We start from the raw sequence: 19,751 nt of genomic DNA, 5'->3' as shown, positions 1-19,751 counted from the left end.
ACACATAGGCGGGCATATCACATGCCGCCATTATGAGTGTGGGGCCGCGGTATTCGCCGCGACCCCACACCTCTATCGACTATCGACAACATTACTCTTCGGTAATATCCGGTCCGAACAACTCGGCTAGCATCTCCTGACACGAGATACCTTGGTCAAGCACATGACTCATCGCCGTAGCCAAAGGCGTGGCCACTCCCAAGCGCTGCCCCAACGCCACTACGGCATCCGTGGTCGGCACGCCTTCAGCCACGCCATTGCTCACGCGCGTAGCCTCCTCGACGCTCATCCCCTTGCCAAGATTCGCACCAAACGTATAGTTACGGCTCAATGGCGAACCGCAGGTGGCAATCAGATCGCCCACACCGGCCAGCCCGGAGAAGGTCTTCGGATCGGCGCCAGCAGCCTCGCCCAGCGCAGTGAGTTCGGCAAGACCACGCGTTTCCAACAGCGCAGCCGTATTCTCGCCATATCCAGCGCCACGAGCCATACCCACGGCGAGCGCCACCACGTTTTTCAGCGAACCGCACATTTCCAAACCGATCACATCCGTGGTGACGAATGCTTTGAAATAATGCGTGGTGCAGGCGTGCGCCACGGTGCGGGCGCGTTCGATGTCCGAGCAGGCGACCACTGTTGCGGCAGGCTCACGGGCGGCGATTTCCTTGCTCAGGTTCGGCCCGGAGACGGCGGCGAACCGTTCCTGCGGTAGGCGCAGCGCTTCGGTGACGACTTCGTCCATGCGTTTGCCACTGTCGCGTTCGATGCCTTTCATCAGGGAAACGACGGTGACATCCTCGCCGATCAGGCCTGCGAACGGTTCCAATGCCACGCGGGCGAACTGTGCGGCAATGGCCACGACGATGATGTCGGCGTTCGCAACGGCCTGCGCTCTGTCGCCGGTTGCGGTCATGTTGTCAGGCAAACGGGTCACGCTAGGAAGACGCGCCTCGTTGCAATGCCGGTCGCGAATGCCTTCGACGATATCCGGTTCGATGGCCCACATGGTGACGTTGTTGCCGGCGTCGGCCAGCACTTGTCCGAAAGCGGTGCCCCAGGCGCCTGCGCCCAACACGGTGATGTTCATGTCTGCTCCTGCCTATTCGTAGCTCTTGCGTAATAGTAGCGCGTTTCAGTCGTGAACACGGCTCATGGTGCGGTAATCCCAGTAGCCTTGCGGCGCTTTTTCGCCACGAATCTCGCTCATGATCTGCGTCATGCGTTCGCGGATGCGGCGTGTCAGCTCGTCGGCGGCCTGTTCGGGAGGCTCCTCGCCCCATGTGTCCATGTCAACCAGCAGGTCGGCGTAATCAAGTTGCGCGTCGTAGCACATGACGACGTTTTTGCGCGGCCACGGCCACCAATGGTTGATGCTGGCCGCGCCCCAGGTGACGGCGCAAAACAGCGGCACCTGATAGCCAAGACGGCGCGAGGATTCCAAGGCGATGACACCCACGCCGTTCTTCATGCTCATCGGCCACTTTTGCGGATCGCGGGTCACCGTGCCTTCCGGCCAGACGGTGAGCGGACGACCCGACGTGACGATGCGAATCGACTCGGCTTCGATTGCTTTCGCCTTGCCGCTGCGACGCGGCACCGGCTGCATGCCCACCAGCTGGAACCACTTGCCGATCAGCGGCCATTTCGCCATTTCCGCCTTGGCCATGTATCGCGGGCGTCGTCCCATGTGGAACAGCGACATCATGGGTACGAACACGTCATACATGGTCACGTGCGTGGCCGCGGTGATGAACGTGCCGGTTTCGGGCACATGCTCCAATCCCCACGCCTTGACCTTGCTGCGGCTGCGCAACACCTTGGACACGCCTTCGAGCAGCCGCTCCGTGGCTTTGGGATTCTGCGCGTTGATTTCCTCCACGTTCGGGGTGCGCGCACCAGTGGGGTAATACCGTGTGGGGTCCACCAACGTATGCCGCGAGGCGAGCTTTGCTACCTGCTCGTCGCTGAGTGGGCTGACCGCGCTACGCGGTGACGGTTTTCCTTTGGATGCCATGCCTCCCATTGTGCCGCAACGTGTGAACGAAGCCGCGAACCATAGGATACCCTGCACAACGACACGCCTACTATACAAACCGACCGTCGGTCTGTATAGTAAAAGATACATTAAGATACGGATAATGCAGGAGACACCATGAGTCGCAACCCTCATCCCGAACACACCCGCCAGCGAATCCTTGACGCGGCGCGCATCCTCTTCGCCGCCAACGGTTACGAACACACCTCAATCCAACAAATCATGGCGGCCACCGCACTCAGCAAGGGAGCCATCTACCATCACTTCCCCTCCAAAGAAGCCATATTGGAAGCACTCAGCGCAAGCGACATACGTCAGTATCAAGCCGCGGTAGACACCGTTCGCGCTTCCGACTCCACCGCATTAGACAAACTCCGCACCATTACCTTCGACTACTGCGGCGAGCCGGAGCACCTCACCACCATCCGCGCCATGCTGCCCATGCTCAACGACCCCAAAACCCTCGCTAACAACCTCGCCAGCTGGCGCACCGATTTGACCGACCTGCTCAACGAACTCATCGACGAAGGCCTTCACGACGGATCCATCAACACCGAATACCCCCAGGAAGCGGCCCAATTGCTCGCTCTCCTGAGCAATTACTGGCTCGTGCCCCTGTTCTACCCGGCAGACGAAGCATCCATCACCCGCCGCATTCGATGCCTAGCCACCATGATGAACGCCATCGGCATCCGAATCTTCGACGAACAGACCATTGCTCACATACGGCACGCCATGACGCTGCTCGTCACCTCAGACGACGCCGATACACCCAACGATGCCGACGCCGCACCAACCGATACGACATCAGTCCAGACCGGACTTGACTCACACAGAAAGCCATCATCATGCGACACCCCCATGCACTGATATCCGACAAAGCGTTCGTGACGCTGGTCACCGGCCAAGCCATATCGCTGTTCGGCAATGCCACGCTACGATTTGCTCTATCGATGTGGATTCTCGATGTCACCGGATCCGCCACTCTTTTCGCCAGCATTCTCGCCGCCGCCATCGTGCCCACCTGCCTGCTGATGCCGCTGGCCGGCACACTTGTCGACCGAGTCAACCGGCGCACCATCATGGTCACGCTCGACGCGCTTAGCGCCCTCCTCACCTGCTTAGCCGCACTCTGGCTCTTCCACTTCGGGTTTTCCATCACAGTCATCGTCACGCTGGAAATCGCACTCGCCTGTCTGAGCGCCTTCGAAACCCCCACCGTTCAAGCCGCTCTTCCTCAACTGCTGCGGGCACACGGCGATCAAGCCCTACGCCGCGGCATGACCGTCGTCAACCAAATTCAGCAACTCGGCACCCTCATTCCCAGCTTCCTAGGCGGCACACTCTACGCATTCTGGGGCGCAACACCATTGCTTACGGCCTCCATCTGCTGCTTCGCCATCGCAGCAGGCATCGAGACCACTTTGCGTTTGCCCCCGCCCGCCCCTGCACAACCGCTGCGCATCTCGGGACTGCTCGACGACATGCGCACAGCCATACGATTCGCCACCACCCAACAACGCATCATCATGCGCCTTATGGCCACAATAGCCATCATCAATTTTCTGATCGGCGGATTCAGCAGCGTTGGATTCCCCTACTCCATCCGCACCCTTTGGGGATTCGGGGCGGGCGCCTACGGCATCAGCGAAGGACTTGTCGGGCTCTCCAACCTCTTGGGTGCGTTCGCCGCAGGAATCTTCATACGCTGGCTAACCCTAACAAACCTGCCCCGTCAATTGCTCACCATGACCGCCTGCATGGCTCCCTCGCTTGCCGCCTATGCCTTACCGGCAGATCCCACCATCCGTTTGATATTGCTTACCGTTTCGACCTGCCTCATGGCCGCCGCAGCGGCGTTCAGTTCCCTTACCGTTATTCCCACCGTACAGCTGCGCACACCAGACCATATGACCGGCAAAATTATGGCGTTGCTCAGCACCGTAGCGCTATGCTCCCAGCCACTTGCGCAAATCGTCTACGGCTGGGCCTACGACACCATACCTCCAGCGGCCATCACCATCGCCACCATGCTGATTCTGACGATGACTGCAGTGGATATCAAGCGCGTCGTGGCTCACGCATAGGCGCATTCCCCTGCGCAGCCACCATGCTTTACCGTCACCTGTATATACATACGCTCATGCTTCGGAGGGCCGCCACGTACACTATGGCCGCAGCAACCAGTCGACGACATTCACCACATGGATACCGTTATCAGTAATGCCGTCGCTGTAACGGTCAAGCGTCAACACCATGCGTGGGAAGGCGTCGGTAAGCGCCTGAAGCGAGCGCAGCTCACGCTCCCGCGTCGATGCTTCCACCATGCTTAACGCCACCTGCACATACATACGTTCCGCGTTGCGGCGCGCGACGAAATCAATCTCCCCCTCGTTGGTTTTGCCGATGGTAACCGACCATCCACGGCGCAGCAACTCCATGTACACGATGCCCTCAAGCTGCGCCCCACGATCTGTAGCGGCGAAATTATTCATCAAATTGCGCCACCCATGATCCACCGGGTAAAACTTGCGCTGAGGCCGAAGCAACGCCTTGCCCCGCACTCCCTCCTGCTGCGCCGCATACAGCACAAACGCCTGCTCCAACGCGCGAATCTGATTGTCCACCGCGGCATATGACATCTTGCTGCCTGCGGATCGCAACGCGTTCACCACATTGTTGGTAGAAAACACATTGCCAGACGTGGCCAGCAAATACCGCGACAACTTCTCCAATCCCGCCAAATCACGAATGCCATACCGCTGCGCCACATCGCGGATGATCACCGATTCAAACATGCCTCCCAACACATCGGCGGCGGATCGGTCGTCAACTTCGCGCAACGACACCAACCCAGGCATGCCGCCATAGCACATGTACTGCGCGAACAACGCATCAGCCGACATTTCCCGCCCTTGCTCGCCATTGCTTCGTGCAGCCCCGACGTATTCGCTGAACGACAACGGATATACAGCAACCTGTACAAAACGGCCAGTCACGTGCGTGGCCAGTTCGCCCGACAGCAAGCGCGAATTCGACCCCGTGATATACACATCCGTATTCTCACGACTTTGCAGGCGGCGCACCACCCGCTCCCAGCCATCAATATCCTGCACCTCATCCAAGAACACATACCACGGCTTCGACGCATCGCTTCGAGCCGCGGCAGCCTCCAACTCCCGGTGCAAATCATCGGCCGTATACCCCAACGGCACATCGAAACCATCCATCCGCTTGGCGAAAATATTGCGAGGCTCCACCCCCTCGCGCTCCAACTGCTCCCGAAACATGGTCAACAAAGTGGACTTGCCGCATCGACGAACACCAACCAGCACCTTCACCTGATCGGTGTTGGCATACCGCCGCAACTGTGCCATCAACTCCGGCCGTGCAATCAACCGCCGCGCCATGACCATACCTCCGTCCGCCAGCGCACGGTTACCCTAACCACTGCGCCCATACGTTCATTACAACGAATATTATAGCCGAATATTGTTCGATATTCATGTATAACAAAAATAAAGCCAATATTGACGTCAAATTTTCAGTATACCGAAAATCATTGCGTAAACCGTTGAGCCAATTAGGTTTTAGAATATTACGACGGTCGGCACATAACGCGGCGGCCCTCTGAAGCCATCACACTTCGGAGGGCCGCCAACGCAACACCATTGGCCAATCCACTGCCATCGACTAATCCACGCACGCGCCGAGCGCGGCGAGCTTGCCACGGAAATCGGCGTAACCGCGGTCGATCAACGAAATGCCATGCACGTTCGACGGCCCATCCGCCGCCAACGCAGCGATCAGGTGGCTGAAACCGCCCCGCAGATCCGGTACGTCGATATCACGGCCCGTCAACGGCGTGGGCCCGAAAATCACCGCGGAATGCTTGTAATTACGCTGTTGGAACCGGCACGGCAACGAGCCCAGGCATTCGCGATACAGCTGCACGGTGGCCCCCATCTGCACCAGCGGCTTAGTAAAGCCGAAACGATTCTCATACACCGTCTCGTGCACGATGCTCAAACCCTTGGCCTGCGTCAACGCCACCACCAACGGCTGCTGCCAATCGGTCATGAATCCGGGATGCACATCCGTCTCGATCGCCACCGGCTTCAGGTCACCGCCCGGATGCCAGAACCGAATGCCGGCATCGGTGATGTCGAACTCGCCGCCGATCTTACGGAACACGTTGAGGAAGGTCATCATCTCCGGCTGGGTCGCCCCCTTGACGAACACGTCACCGCGCGTGGCCAGCGCCGCGGACGCCCAGCTCGCCGCCTCGATGCGATCGGTAAGCGCCGTATGCACGTACCCTTTGAGCTCCTTGACGCCTTCGATGCGGAACGTGCGGTCAACGTCCACGGAAATGATGGCGCCCATCTTCTGCAGCACGCACACCAAATCCATGATCTCCGGCTCGGTGGCCGCACCGGACAGCTCCGTCTTGCCTTCCGCCAACACCGCAGCCAGCAGCGTCTGCTCGGTCGCTCCCACCGACGGATACGGCAGATGAATCTTCGCGCCCTTCAACCCGTTCGGCGCGGTGATATGAATGCCGTCACGATGTTCCTTATCCACATTCGCGCCCAATTTACGCAGGGTTTCCAAATGGAAGTCGATCGGACGGCCACCGATATTGCACCCGCCCAACGCCGGAATGAACGCCTCGCCCAAACGATGCAGCAGCGGACCGGAGAACAGAATCGGAATGCGAGAGGAACCGGACAGCGTGTCAACATCAGCGACGTCGGCCAACTGCACGTTGGTGGCGTCGATCGTCACCACACCCTCGGCTCCGTCGACCTGCACGCCGACACCATGCAGCCGCAGCAGATCCGAGACCACATGCACGTCACGAATCTCAGGAACATTGCGCAATACCGACGTTCCCGGCGCCAGCAACGCCGCCACCATGGCCTTGCTGACCAGATTCTTCGCGCCGCGCACCTTAATGGTGCCGTTCAGCGGCCTACCGCCTTCGACATGCAACACATCGTCCATAGGATCGCCCATCGCCGTCCAACTCCTCCAAGTCGCCTTCACCTGCCGCGACGGCAATCACGGACACACGCTTGCCCGACGCCGTCGACACACTATCTTCCAGTGTGCCACATGGCTTGTGTTGAGCCAGTGAAATCAGCGAGCCACATACGACATCCCCGGCCTAACGCCCCCACCAATGAGGCGCCCAGGTTTGACAACCCAGGCGCCTCACCGTACGGCCTCACCGCGAGGACGGGGCATCGATACCAGCGCCCCGGCGCAAGGGCACCGACACCGACACGCCGCACCCGCCGGCGAACCAAGCCGCCAATCTATGCGCGCTTGCGACGAGCCACGGCTACCGCACCGCCCAACACCGCCGCACAGACAGCCATGGCAAGCGCCGAACCAACGCTCGCACCCGTGTCAGCGGTGCGAGCGCCCGCAGTCGACTCGTTGCGACGGCCGCCCGGCCGTGTTGTCGGATCGGCCGAACCATCCGGCTGACCGTTCGGCCGATCGGCAGAGTTCCCGCCCGGATGCTCATCGGGAGTCGTGACGTCCGACACGGCCTTGCTCACCGCATCCGACACCACCGCATACCGGCCGGACTCAAGCGTACCGGCCGGATCCGCCTGCAGCATCGCCCGCAACCGCTCCAGCGCTTCGCGCAACGCCGCATATTCGGCATCTGAGGCGGAACCCTGCTGAACCAGCAATCCATCACGCAGCGTAAGAATGGCGCGATCGCGGGCGGTCTGCTCACGTTGCAAAGCATTGCGCGCCTCAACCATGGCCCTCTCATACCGCTCGCCCTCACCTTTGGCGACATTCTCCGCATCGCCCATGGCCACGGCAAACACCTCATAGGCACGCTGATATGCGGCATACGTCATCGCATCGTAGACACCGGCATCATTGGCGATCGCCGAGTTACGCAAATCGTCGGCCGTCATCGCCGTATAGCGCTCCTCGCCTTGCATTGCCTCGCGCAACGCCTGCAACGCCGACCGCACCGATTCCCCCGTGGCGGCGAAGAACACCGCAGTCGCCCGCGAAGCGCCGGAATCGACCACCGACTGGGCGCGCCCAATGGCGACCTGCAGATCCTGCCGAGCGGCCCGCGTCCACGCACCCGTGTCCATCTGCCGCGCCTGCGCCAGCGCCGCACGCAGATCATCCAGACTGACGTCAGCATCAACGATGGGCGCGCAGGACAGATCGAACAGCTTCCACCACCGATGCGTCTGCGCATCGTTGGTCACCCGAATCGCGCTCACCTGCACGGGAGAGTCCAAGGAAAACTCCCATACGGCACGGGCATCGGCAATCTTGCCCACGGTATGCCACGCGCCATCGGCATCCTGATATTCATACGTCGCCGAAGACAGCGCGTCGCCCTTATCGCCGGTGCCATCCTCCTGTACCATCCGGAAACGCTGCGTGCGCACCGGCCGCGAATACGTCACCGTAATCGACGCGCCCGGGTCGATGTCGTCACCGGGAGTCCACATCCAATACGCCGTGTCGTCCTTGCCGTCAACCACATACTCACGCGTATCCGGCTGCCCGTATCCGGTGGCCAGGCCACCGGACAGCGACACCTTGGCGTCCACGACGGCCGACGGCGGATGCGTGCCGTCGCCGGCAGCAAACGCTCCCAACGCCTGCATCGTGGGCGTGACGATCACATGACCGACCGAAGCGTACTTGGTCTTGTCCAAATATTGAATCATATGCGTCGTGCTCTGCGACTGCCTCGCCTTGGCCTGCCGATATGAAGCATCCGCGGCATCGGCATCGCCAAGCATGCGCTGCACGGCGGCCTGGATATACCCAAGCGCGGCGGCGGTCACATCATCCCACACGGCGATAAACGGCTCCACCTGCGAGAAGAAACGCTCGTCACCGTGGCCTTCGCGATACTCAGCCGCAGCCTGCTGAAGGCGACGGTATATCTTTCCGGCCGCATCGAGATCCTTGATGGTCGCCGTGCCCGCCTCCACCTTTGACTTCACCGCGCTCAACGTCTCATATACGTTGAATGCACCTTGATAGTCAACGGATTCGTCGTTCACGAACCACCCCTTGCCGTCATCGTAGCCAGGCTGGCCCTTGTCGGCACTCATGTTGGTGTACAGGATGCGCATGTTCATCGCCAGATCGCGCAGACCATCGGAAGCACTGGTAGATACCGGCGAATTGTGGTCGATATAACTGAACGAATCCTCCCACGCCCGCTTGCCCTGATCGTCGGTTTCCCACAGGTTCCACGCGTAGTCGGCCAGCGTGAAGATCGCCTGTTTGCTGGGCTCGGACTGCTGCATGGGATTGAGCACGATGCCGTCATACGACTGCGACTTGAGCCCCGAACGCAGGAACGTGTTCTGACCGCCCATCGCCAGGTAATTCCAGTCGACGCCCATCGTCGGATCGGTGCACGGCCAGTTCACCCACATGAACGGAGCGCGCCCCTTGGTGTTCTTGACGAACGAGTCGGAAAATTCCTGCGTCACGAAACCGAAGGTACGGCCGCCGGTCATGACGATCTGCACATTGCTGGGCATGTCGGCGTACCAGGCTTCGCCATGCCCCGTATACGTCCACATTGCCGGACAATACGGCAAGGTGTCCTTCAGCCCCTCATACTTGGGCGTACCGTCGGCATTCGTCTCTTGCTGCAACTCGTGCAGCCAATCGGTCAAATCTCTGAGCAGCCGCAAATAATTATCATTGCCCCAGTTACGCGCATCGTCGGCAAGCAACGCGATCTCCCGCACACCCGCGTCGATGACCTGCAGATAACGCCCCTCCAACACCTTAAGATCTTCGGCGTAATGCTCGTCCGTGTCGAAACGGAACGGTCGCAGCCCCTCACCCTCGTCATAGAACGGCGCCAACGCATATACGAAACGCACCTTGGATTCGTTACCGGCAACGGCCTGCGGCTTGATTTGCCGTTCGATCTGTTCAGCCGTGTATGATTCTCGCCACGCGTTACGATGCTTGGGATCGTCCTTCGGCGCGTAAATATAGGCATTGAGCTTGTAATAGCCTCCCCATTTCATAAGATTCACGCGATCCTGCACGCTCCAGGGATTGCCATAGTAGCCTTCGATGAACCCTCGCGACTTCACATCGGCCCAATCCGCGACAACCATATCGCGCACGGCCAGCCCATTGATCTGCTGGACAATCTGATACAGCGTCGTCAAACCATAGAACGCGGCATCGGTATCTCGACCCCAGACCAGGATCGTATCGGCCTGTCCGTCGCCGCCCTTGTGCGCGGCCAGCACGTACGAGTCGGTTTTGCCGAACGTATCGGCCGGAATGCTCATGCGGCCGCTGTCCACCAACGATTGCGCATAGCGATCCACCACTCCGTGGGAGCCGTGAATGCCGACCGCGATGTTCAGCGCTCCGGCCCGCGCGTCCAACGCATCGCAGCGATGTGACTTCACCGACTTAAGCGCCAGCGTTTCGTCAAGACGCGCCGCGGTATCCGCGTCGATTCCACGTTCGAGCACCACGTTGGCCGTATCGCGCAACACCAACGCGTCGTCGCCATACGTCACCGACTGCGGATTGGGATATATCGTATAGGTCGCTCCGGCACCCACCGGCCGCACCGAAGACGCGACGTCATTCGTCGAGGTCGCCGCCGAGGCACGTGGCACCAGCATCGTGCAGGCAACCGCACACGCCGCCACGAGTGCCCCCAGACGGACCGCCGCGCGAACGATTGGCTTTTCTGCCATAATTCCTTCTTTCTCAGATGTGACATGCGCATCATTGCGCAACGCACTTCAGCATATCGATACGGGTGGCCAACAATTGTCACATTATTCAACATAATGACTATTTTTTAATATTGCGACAATCCGAACAGACATACCCGGTCGACCTGCCGCCATCACGCCACGCCATTGCCAGGAAACAGTCAGCATCCCTGATAGTGTGGAATCGTTGAACTCTTTGCAGGAAATCAGTCCCGCAAGATCGTACCGACACCATGCACTATCAGCAAAGGAGCTTGTTATGACCACTGTCGCCGTTATCGGGTGCACGCACGCCGGCACATTCGCCGCCCAATCCATCTTGACCGAACACCCCGATTGGCAATGCCACGTCTTCGAACGCAACAACACGCTGTCGTTCCTCTCGTGCGGCATCGCCCTGTGGGTGGGCAACCATGTCTCCGACCCGCACAAAATGTTCTATTCGTCGCCCGAAGCCCTCGCCGCCGCCGGAGCGACCATGCACATGCGCACCGACGTCACCAGCGTGGACGTCGCCGGCAAGCACCTGACCTACCGCGGCCTGGACAGCGGCGAGGAAGGCGAGCTGGACTTCGACAAGCTTGTCATCACCACCGGTTCGCGACCGGTCATCCCGCCGATTCCCGGCATCGACTCCGAGCACGTGCTGCTGTGCAAGAACTGGGATCACGCCAAGGTCATCAAGGAACGCGCCAAGGACGCCAAGTCCGCCGTCGTGGTCGGCTCCGGCTACATCGGCGCCGAGCTGGCGGAACAGTTCAGCCTCGCGGGAGTCAAGACCACGCTGGTCGACGGACTCGACCGCGCCCTGGCCAACAACTTCGACAAGCCCATCACCGATCAGGTCGAACAGGCCTTCGAAGAGCACGGCGTCACACTGGCGCTCGGCCAGAAGGTCACGGAATTCCGCGACAGCGCCGAAGGCGTGACCGTCGTCACGGAAAAGGGCGAATATACCGCGGAATTCGCCGTACTGGCCGTCGGTTTCCTGCCGAACACCGACCTGTTCAAGGGACAGCTCGACATGCTCGACAACGGCGCGATCATCACCGACGAATACATGCGCGCCTCCGCTCCGGACGTATTCGTCGCCGGCGACTCCGCCACCGTGTTCTACAACCCCACGGGCAAGCACGATTACATTCCGCTGGCCACCAACGCCGTGCGCCAAGGCCTGCTCGTCGGACAGAACATCGAACGGCCGACCCGCGCCTACATGGGAACCCAAGCAACGTCCGCCGTACAGCTCTACGACCTCTCCCTGGCCGCCTCGGGCCTGACCCAGGCGGGCGCGGAACGCCGCGGATTGGACGTGCGTCTGACCGAGCTGACCGAAGATTTCCGCCCCGACTTCATGCTCACCACCACTCCGGTGACCAGCCTGCTGGCATGGGATCCGCACACGCGCGAGGTCAAGGGCGGACAGTTCTGCTCCAAGGCCGACATCTCCGGCGCCGCCAATGTCATGTCGATGGCGATCCAGGCGCACTTCACCATCGACGACCTCGCGAACGTGGACTTCCTGTTCCAGCCGAATTTCGACAAGCCCGTCTACTATGTGGGCGCGGTGGCCATGAAGGCCGCGGCCGAATAGGCCGTCGTTTTTCAGCAAACGCATAAGGAGGGCCGACGCATTCACTGCATCGGCCCTCCTTTTTTATTGCACTTCGCGATGCCACTATACCGCGCGGCGCATCATGCCATACGCACCCACGCTCACGCCACCGACGCGGCGATACGCTGCGCCAGATACGGATCCCACATCGCACCGGTGGCACTCATCACAGCATCCGCACCCGCAGCACGGTACTGTGCATAATGCTCCGGCTCCGACACGCCACCGACACCGATAATGGAGAACTCCACCCCCAATCGTTCGCGCACCGCAGCCAGGCGACGCACCATCGTCAAGCCAGCCCCACGAATCGCATTGCCGCACACGCCGCTGCGCTCACGCCCCTTCCCCGGCAGCGCCTGATGCCCCCGCGCATCCACCAACTTGGCCGAAATCGTGTTAATGACGCTGAATGCCTGCACCGACCCACGTGCCGCGGTCTGACGCACCATCTGCTCCAATGCCTCATCCGTGGGCAGAAACGCCAATTTGATAATCAACGGCCGGTCGCCGATCTCCTCCTTCACCGCCTGCGCGATCCGCCCCACCAACGCCGGATCATGGCATAGCAGGCGGTCATGCCCCTCATTGGGACAGCTGGTGTTCATCTCCATGGCCTGCGCACCCGTCTCGCACACCAGCCTCGCGGTCGTCACATGGTCGGCAATATAGTCCTCGTCGCTCATGCCAGCCACGCGCGAACCTTGGAAGCTCGGCAGCAACACCTGCCCCTCGCCCGCAGCCGCAATCGCCGCGCGCATATCGGGCTGCCATTCGTCAGGCGTGCGCGACGGCACCCCGAACGAATTCGAAATCGATACCGGCGACTCATACCGCGTATCCGCCAGCACGCCCTCGTCCAGTTCCGGATCGCCCGGCATCAATGCGCCGTCCTGCGAGCGCGGATGCACCGACAGCACGTTGGGAAACGCATTGCAGCCCCACGCGCGCGAACGCACGGTTTTGTACACGGCGATGTCGAATCCCATGCGCAATGCCGCGGTGGTGTACCGTTCGTTGAGCAGCGGACCGGCGGGAATGCCGAACGGAAGGTTCACGGGCAGTCCCAGGAAACGCGCGCCGGTGCCGCAAACGGCCTGCATGGCCGAGGAATCACCGCCGGGACGTCCGGCTTCTTTGTAAGAGATCGCCGCGCCATGGCAGGACCCATCGGCCAGGATATCGGCGAATTGCCCGAACGGCCCCTCGCGGTAGTTGTCTTCATAGCTGCGGTTGACGTCGTAGAACGGCCAAAGACCCTGGTTCACGATTCATGCCCTTCCTGCTTGCGATGGCGCGTTGACGGCTTGCCGGTCTCACCTTAGCGGAAACGAAAGGACGCCTCGCCGTCTACCGCCCGGCGGCGTTGAGCAACGCAGCCACGGCCATCGTGATATTCACGACGGCGAATACCACGAACCCCAGGCTGCTCCATGCCAAATACGTACCATGCTGCGAGCGATGCTCGCGGCAATACGCCGCAATCGCGGCCCTCCTGATCACCGCGAAGCCCAGCACGCCAAGAAGTCCCACAATGATGACGACCATGGCATACCAGCTTTCCGCGCCGGCGCCGAATACGGCGGACAGGGCGAACGACGCGCCTCCCAGCACGCCGTTGTTGAACACATGCAGCACGATCGCAGCCAGCAACGAATACTCCATGGCGACGTAGCCGAACACCAGGGCGCAGCATGCGGTGACCGTGCCCTGCCACAGGTCGCCGTGATAGATGCCGAACATCACCGAGGACGTGACCAAAGCGAACATGCGCCCATAGGGACGAAGCCTGACCAGCACCGACCCACGGAACAGCAGTTCCTCGGCAATCGGACCGAGCAACCCTATGGAGCACCAGGCCAGCGCCCCATTGGCGCTCTGGCTCAGGCTTTGCGAACTGGGCGAAGACAGCGTGACGCCAAGCGCCGCGCATACGGTTTGCACGACGATGAACACCGCCTGCACGCCCATGATCATCACCATGCCCATCAACAGCCCGCGTACGCCCATGCGCTTGGAGGAATCATCGCCCAACCAAAAATCACGTCGGACAATGCGCCTGCGCATCGCCAACGCCAGCGCCGCAAGACCGACCACCCAAATGGCCGCGGTGATGACGCCATTGTTGGCCTTACCCGCCTGCGTGACCGTCTGCCACGACCAGGGACTACGCCCGGACGTCATCGAGGGCAGCGCATACGCCACGCTCACGACGGCGTCCACGGCCATCATCAGCGCCTGATAGGCCAGCACCGCCACAGCCGCGACGCTCAACGCCTTGCGCGCCCGCAACCACTGCGGCACAGCCGAATCACGCCGCTCTTCGGCGTCACCTTGGCAAGCGGACAAACGCCAACCACGCAATTCACTCATGACAGTCCTCCCACTCCCACTCATCGGTCGATTCCACCATATGAATTGTGCATGCCGCACCGCAAGTTAGGCATTACAATATGGAATGTAATATTTCATGACTTCGCATCATCATCGCACCGCGACGCAAAACCGACGCAGCGCGCGATGGACGACAAGGATAACCATGACAGACGCCACAGCCCCGGAACCAGCCTTTACGCCGAACGACGCAGCCTTCATGGATGCCTCCGCGAACGACACCGCATCCGCCATCGGCGACGGTCAATGGCACCGACTCCCCGAACAGGTGCGCACCCTATGGATGACGAGGCAATGCCTGACCACCGGAGCGTTTCTTGCGGCCTGCGTTGCCGCAGCCATCGCCTGTTGGCATTGGCAGTGGTGGACATGGCAACCGTATGCCATCGCCATCCTCGCCGCCATCAGCGCGATCGACCTGCTCACCCAGCCACTGCAGACCCGCTACGAATATGCCTTCCACCAGTTCCTCATCGACCAACACGACATGCAACTGTCCAAAGGCTGGCTCTGGCGCACGACGACCACCATTCCGTTCACACGCGTGCAGCACGTCGACACCCAACAAGGCCCGCTGCTGCGCCACTTCGGCATGACGGAAGTCGTCATCCACACCGCGTCCGGCGAACACAGCATCGCCGCGCTCAGCAACCGGGACGCCCAAGCCACCGTGCACCTGATCACCGCACGCGTGCTGTCGACCAAGGATGACATGTGATGAGCGAGCGCATGACACCCGATACGACCGACAACCTTGCGGACAACGGCATCGAAACCAACACGACCCCCGGCCGAACCGACGTTACGGACGGCGAGGCAACGACCAGCGACGACAACAACAGCATGTCCAACGTGACGGTTGACGCAACGGACGCCCCGACAACCAGCGAGACCGACGGATGGCAGCACTGCCACCCCGCAGCGATGCTGCTGCACACCTTCGATACCTTACGCGCCATCGGCGGCATCATCGTCGTCATGGTCCTTACGAGCTTCTTCCGCTCACAGCAGGCAGACGGCATCTTCGCCAAGCCACTCGTCATCGCGGCTTTCATCGGTGCGGTAGCCTTCATCGTGGTTGCGACGGTGGGGACCTCCATCCTCATATGGCGGCGCTGCACCTATCGGATGGACGATACGGGCATCACCCTGCGCCAGGGCGTCATCGCCCGCAGCCAGCGCACCATCCGCTACGAGAACATCCACGCCATCAACACCTCCACGCCGTGGTACGCGCGCCCATGGCACCTCATGCGGGTCACCATCACCGCCGCGGGGCACGACGACGCCAACATCACGCTGCCCGTCGTGGAAGCGCCGGTAGTACACGCTTTGCGACGGCGCAAGCAGCAGGCCACGCACGCAGGGGATGCCACGACCGTGCCCGGATTCAGCGAACCAACGGCAATGCATCAGCTCCCCAGCGTCAATGCCGACCTTGACGCCACCGCCGCCACAGCGTCCGATGAAACAATGGCACCCAGCGAAGCGCCGGCCACCAACGAAGGTGCGGCACTCGCCGATGCCCCGCCATTGTTCCGCGCAAGCTGGCGCGACATCATCCTCTTCGCGCTCACCGACGCCAGCGTTCTGGCGGGTCTGCTCGGCGGCATAACCCTGTGGGGCAAAGCCAGCGACATCCTGCCCGAAAACGTCACCAACGGCATCGTCGATTCCGCCACGCAGCTAATCGTGCACAGCGGCGTCGCCATTCTGGCAATGTTCATCGCCCTGGCGGTTCTGGCATTGGCCGCCATCAGCCTGGTCAGCGCCATCATACGGTTCTACGGCTTCACCGTGCGTCGCACCGACCACGACATCATCGTGACGCGCGGCCTGCTCACCGAACGGGTTACCACCACACCGATCGAACGCATCCAATCAGTCACCATCAAGCGATCTCTGCTGCGACGCCTATTCCACCTGTGCACCGTGGAAATCGGTCTGGGAGCCAATCAGACGGACGGCAACGATTCCGACGACGCCTCCACCCTCTTGCTGCCACTGACCACTGACCGCCGCGTATACGACCTGCTCCAGCGGATCCTGCCCGAATGGCGCATCAGCCAACCCCGTCTGCGCCATACGGGACGCGGCCTATTGCGATACTTCCTCACCGCACCGGTGGCCACCACCCTCGTGGCGACCATCGGCTGCGTCGTCGCCACACTGCTGTGGCAGCCCTGGATGCGATGGGCTACCGCGGGCGTATTGGTCATCGGCGCCATCTGGACGGCAAACCGCGTGCTGTGCTACCGCACGGAAGGATACGAACTGCGCGACGAGCCGGACGCCGACAACACCACGCTGCGAGCCATCATCCAAAACGCTTCGCTGCTGACCGTACGCACCACGGTCACCATGCGTTCGCGGATCCAGTACCTCACCGTCTCCACCACGCCATGGCGCGCCAAACGACAGGTAGGCGGCGTCGAGATGCACCTGTTCGTCATCGCCGGCGAGTCCTCGCTGTCGTTGCATGCCGTGCGCGACGACGACGCCCAGGCCCTCGTCCGATGGGTGCGACCACGCTAGAAGGATTGGCTAGGTCCGGCCACCGACCGGCCCCGGCCAGTCCTCGCATTGCGGCTCTCGCGCCGATTCAATCCGCTCGACAGGCTCATGCAACGACGGCAACGTCGTCGGCTTGAATGGAAAACGCCGCGCGCGCATCGCCTCATACGCTGCAATGTCATCCTCATGGCGCAAGGTCAGGTCGATGTCGTCGTACCCGTGCATCAGCCGCCACCGGGTATACTCACCCACCTCGAACGGCACGCGCAATTCACCGCATGCAATCGTGCACGCCGGCAAATCCACCGTCATCTCAATACCCGGCTCACGCTCCAGCGCATGCCACAGGCGCTCCACCTGCTCTTGCGGCACCACCGCGGCCAGCACTCCGTTCTTCGCCGTATTCCCGTAGAAGATATCCGCAAAACTCGAGGCGACGACCACGCGGAATCCGTAATCGCGCAGCGCCCACACCGCATGCTCACGCGACGAGCCGATGCCGAACTGCGGACCCGCCACCAAAATCGAACCCCGCCGGTACGGGTCGCGGTTCAACACAAACTGCGGATCGCGACGCCATGCATAAAACAACGCGTCCTCAAACCCGGTTTTCGTCACCCGTTTGAGAAACACCGCGGGAATAATCTGATCGGTGTCCACATTGGAGCGTCGCAACGGCACTCCCACACCAGTCACCACAGTCAACGGTTGCATCCTATTCCTTCCTCCAATGCCACCTGCCAAACCCTTCACGATCCGCCGGCCGCCCACGCCGTTCCCACACACCGCCAGCCAACCCAACGTGACGACCACGGACAAGACCGCACACACCGATCGCCATAGATCTTCACCATGCGAATCCCCGGCAACGAAACAGCCCTGCGAGACTATACATCCGCCGGACTGCTGATGGTGCCGCGGATAGCGGTTGCCGCAGCCACCGAAGGCGACGCCAAATGCGTGCGGCCGCCACGACCCTGCCTACCTTCAAAATTGCGGTTCGACGTGGAAATACTGCGCTCATGCGCCACCAGACGATCCTGGTTCATGCCCAGGCACATCGAACACCCGGCATTGCGCCATTCGGCGCCAAAATCACGGAACACCCGATCAAGTCCCTCGCGCTCCGCCTGCAAGCGCACCCGCGACGACGCCGGCACCACCAACACGCGGTGGATGGATTTCGCCTTATGGTGTCCGCGCATCACCGCAGCCGCCTCGCGCAAATCCTCGATGCGACCATTGGTGCACGATCCGATGAACACCGTATCCACGGCGATATCCCTGATGGGCATTCCCGGACGCAGCCCCATGTAGCCAATGGCACGCCTGGCCATGGCGCAGGACTCCTCATCGCCCATAGCCGCCGGATCGGGCACCTCACCGTCAATCGGCACCCCTTGTCCGGGATTCGTACCCCATGTCACGAAGGGGCGCAATCGGGCGGCGTCCAAGCGCACTTCCTTGTCGAACACCGCGTCGCCGTCCGTGCGCAGCGTGCGCCAATACGCGACCGCCTGATCCCACAATGCCCCCGTAGGCGCGTGAGGCCGACCGCGAAGATACGCAAACGTCACCTCGTCGGGCGCGATCATGCCGGCTCGAGCCCCTGCCTCGATGGACATGTTGCACACCGTCATGCGCGCCTCCATCGACAACGAGCGGATCGCCTGCCCCCGATATTCGATGACATGACCCTGGCCGCCGCCCGTACCGATTCGGGCGATGACCGCAAGGATGAGATCCTTGGCGCCCACATCGTCGGGCAACGCGCCATCGACGGTGACGGCCATCGTCCTGAACGGCTTGAGGCTCAAACATTGCGTCGCCATCACATGTTCGACCTCCGACGTACCGATGCCAAAGGCCAACGCGCCGAACGCGCCATGCGTGGACGTATGCGAGTCACCGCACACGATGGTCATGCCCGGCTGGGTCAGTCCCAACTGCGGACCGACCTGGTGGACGATGCCTTGGTCGGCGTCGCCCAGCGCATGCAGACGCACGCCGAATTCGGCGCAATTGCGCTCCAATGTCCGCAGCTGCGCCGCACTCGTGGCATCAGGGTTGGGCCGGTCGATATTCACCGTAGGCGTGTTGTGATCCTCGGTGGCGATGGCCAAATCCGCGTGACGCAGCGTGCGATGCGCCGACCGCAGCCCTTCGAACGCCTGCGGACTGGTCACCTCATGCATCAACTGCAGGTCAATGTACAGCAGGTCCGGCTCGCCGTCGGATCCATGTCGGACGACATGATCATCCCAGACTTTCCGGGCAAGCGTTCTTCCCATGGTCGGCCTCCTTTGCGCCGCATCGGCCACGAATATGACGCCACGCCAAGCCGCGCGGCCTCCCCTATGACAGTATGGCGCCGCCCACCACGGCGTGGACACTTGTGTTTCGGAATATGAGATGGCATAAT

14 protein-coding genes are annotated in these 19,751 nt (G+C 61.4%); 5 read left to right on the top strand and 9 right to left on the bottom strand.

Annotated elements, in window-relative coordinates:
* Positions 1-91: 91 nt before the first annotated feature.
* Entirely contained in the window at positions 92-1,087 is a 996-nt protein-coding gene (locus AC1AWK_RS00775; RefSeq protein WP_476567418.1) for an NAD(P)H-dependent glycerol-3-phosphate dehydrogenase, read from the bottom strand.
* A gap of 45 nt (positions 1,088-1,132) precedes the next feature.
* Positions 1,133-2,014: a lysophospholipid acyltransferase family protein gene (locus AC1AWK_RS00770; protein WP_476567417.1), complete on the bottom strand. Its 882-nt coding sequence runs from the start codon at positions 2,012-2,014 to the stop codon at positions 1,133-1,135.
* A 138-nt stretch (positions 2,015-2,152) separates the two neighbouring features.
* Between AC1AWK_RS00770 and AC1AWK_RS00765 the strand changes: the two genes are divergently transcribed.
* Positions 2,153-2,905 carry a TetR/AcrR family transcriptional regulator gene (locus AC1AWK_RS00765; RefSeq protein WP_476567416.1) on the top strand — a complete coding sequence of 251 codons (753 nt, stop codon included), beginning with the start codon at positions 2,153-2,155 and terminating at the stop codon, positions 2,903-2,905.
* A gap of 17 nt (positions 2,906-2,922) precedes the next feature.
* Positions 2,923-4,122: an MFS transporter gene (locus AC1AWK_RS00760; protein ID WP_476567415.1), complete on the top strand. Its 1,200-nt coding sequence runs from the start codon at positions 2,923-2,925 to the stop codon at positions 4,120-4,122.
* A gap of 81 nt (positions 4,123-4,203) precedes the next feature.
* Here the strand turns inward: AC1AWK_RS00760 and AC1AWK_RS00755 are convergent, their stop codons facing one another.
* The 3 genes from AC1AWK_RS00755 to AC1AWK_RS00745 form a co-directional block, all read right to left on the bottom strand.
* Positions 4,204-5,445 carry an ATP-binding protein gene (locus tag AC1AWK_RS00755; protein WP_476567414.1) on the bottom strand — a complete coding sequence of 414 codons (1,242 nt, stop codon included), beginning with the start codon at positions 5,443-5,445 and terminating at the stop codon, positions 4,204-4,206.
* A 283-nt stretch (positions 5,446-5,728) separates the two neighbouring features.
* Positions 5,729-7,054 carry a UDP-N-acetylglucosamine 1-carboxyvinyltransferase gene (gene murA, locus AC1AWK_RS00750; RefSeq protein ID WP_476567413.1) on the bottom strand — a complete coding sequence of 442 codons (1,326 nt, stop codon included), beginning with the start codon at positions 7,052-7,054 and terminating at the stop codon, positions 5,729-5,731.
* Positions 7,055-7,356: 302 nt separating this feature from the next.
* Positions 7,357-10,785, bottom strand: coding sequence for a beta-N-acetylglucosaminidase domain-containing protein (locus AC1AWK_RS00745; protein WP_476567412.1), 3,429 nt, complete (start codon positions 10,783-10,785; stop codon positions 7,357-7,359).
* A gap of 280 nt (positions 10,786-11,065) precedes the next feature.
* On the opposite strand from AC1AWK_RS00745, the gene AC1AWK_RS00740 reads away from it, so the two are divergent.
* Positions 11,066-12,400, top strand: coding sequence for an NAD(P)/FAD-dependent oxidoreductase (locus tag AC1AWK_RS00740; RefSeq protein ID WP_476567411.1), 1,335 nt, complete (start codon positions 11,066-11,068; stop codon positions 12,398-12,400).
* Positions 12,401-12,522: 122 nt separating this feature from the next.
* Here the strand turns inward: AC1AWK_RS00740 and AC1AWK_RS00735 are convergent, their stop codons facing one another.
* Together AC1AWK_RS00735 and AC1AWK_RS00730 are read right to left on the bottom strand one after the other, a co-directional pair.
* On the bottom strand, positions 12,523-13,689 hold the full coding sequence (locus AC1AWK_RS00735; protein WP_476567410.1) for a diguanylate cyclase: 1,167 nt from the start codon (positions 13,687-13,689) through the stop codon (positions 12,523-12,525).
* 82 nt (positions 13,690-13,771) lie between these two features.
* Positions 13,772-14,794 carry a lysostaphin resistance A-like protein gene (locus tag AC1AWK_RS00730; RefSeq protein ID WP_476567409.1) on the bottom strand — a complete coding sequence of 341 codons (1,023 nt, stop codon included), beginning with the start codon at positions 14,792-14,794 and terminating at the stop codon, positions 13,772-13,774.
* Positions 14,795-14,960: 166 nt separating this feature from the next.
* Here AC1AWK_RS00730 and AC1AWK_RS00725 point away from each other — a divergent pair, with 166 nt between their 5' ends.
* Both AC1AWK_RS00725 and AC1AWK_RS00720 read left to right on the top strand, forming a co-directional pair.
* Positions 14,961-15,533, top strand: coding sequence for a PH domain-containing protein (locus AC1AWK_RS00725; protein ID WP_476567408.1), 573 nt, complete (start codon positions 14,961-14,963; stop codon positions 15,531-15,533).
* On the top strand, positions 15,533-17,350 hold the full coding sequence (locus AC1AWK_RS00720; RefSeq protein WP_476567407.1) for a PH domain-containing protein: 1,818 nt from the start codon (positions 15,533-15,535) through the stop codon (positions 17,348-17,350). Before AC1AWK_RS00725 ends, AC1AWK_RS00720 begins: the two co-directional genes overlap by 1 nt.
* Positions 17,351-17,359: 9 nt before the next feature.
* Here the strand turns inward: AC1AWK_RS00720 and leuD are convergent, their stop codons facing one another.
* Together leuD and leuC are read right to left on the bottom strand one after the other, a co-directional pair.
* Complete coding sequence (gene leuD / locus AC1AWK_RS00715; RefSeq protein ID WP_476567406.1) at positions 17,360-18,043, bottom strand: 3-isopropylmalate dehydratase small subunit; 684 nt, start codon at positions 18,041-18,043, stop codon at positions 17,360-17,362.
* A 173-nt stretch (positions 18,044-18,216) separates the two neighbouring features.
* Positions 18,217-19,620: a 3-isopropylmalate dehydratase large subunit gene (leuC, locus tag AC1AWK_RS00710; protein ID WP_476567405.1), complete on the bottom strand. Its 1,404-nt coding sequence runs from the start codon at positions 19,618-19,620 to the stop codon at positions 18,217-18,219.
* Positions 19,621-19,751: the final 131 nt, after the last annotated feature.

The organism is Bifidobacterium sp. LH_491 (assembly GCF_056356495.1).
Note: the sequence above shows the minus strand (reverse complement) of the source record. Positions and strands in the feature narration are given on the sequence as shown.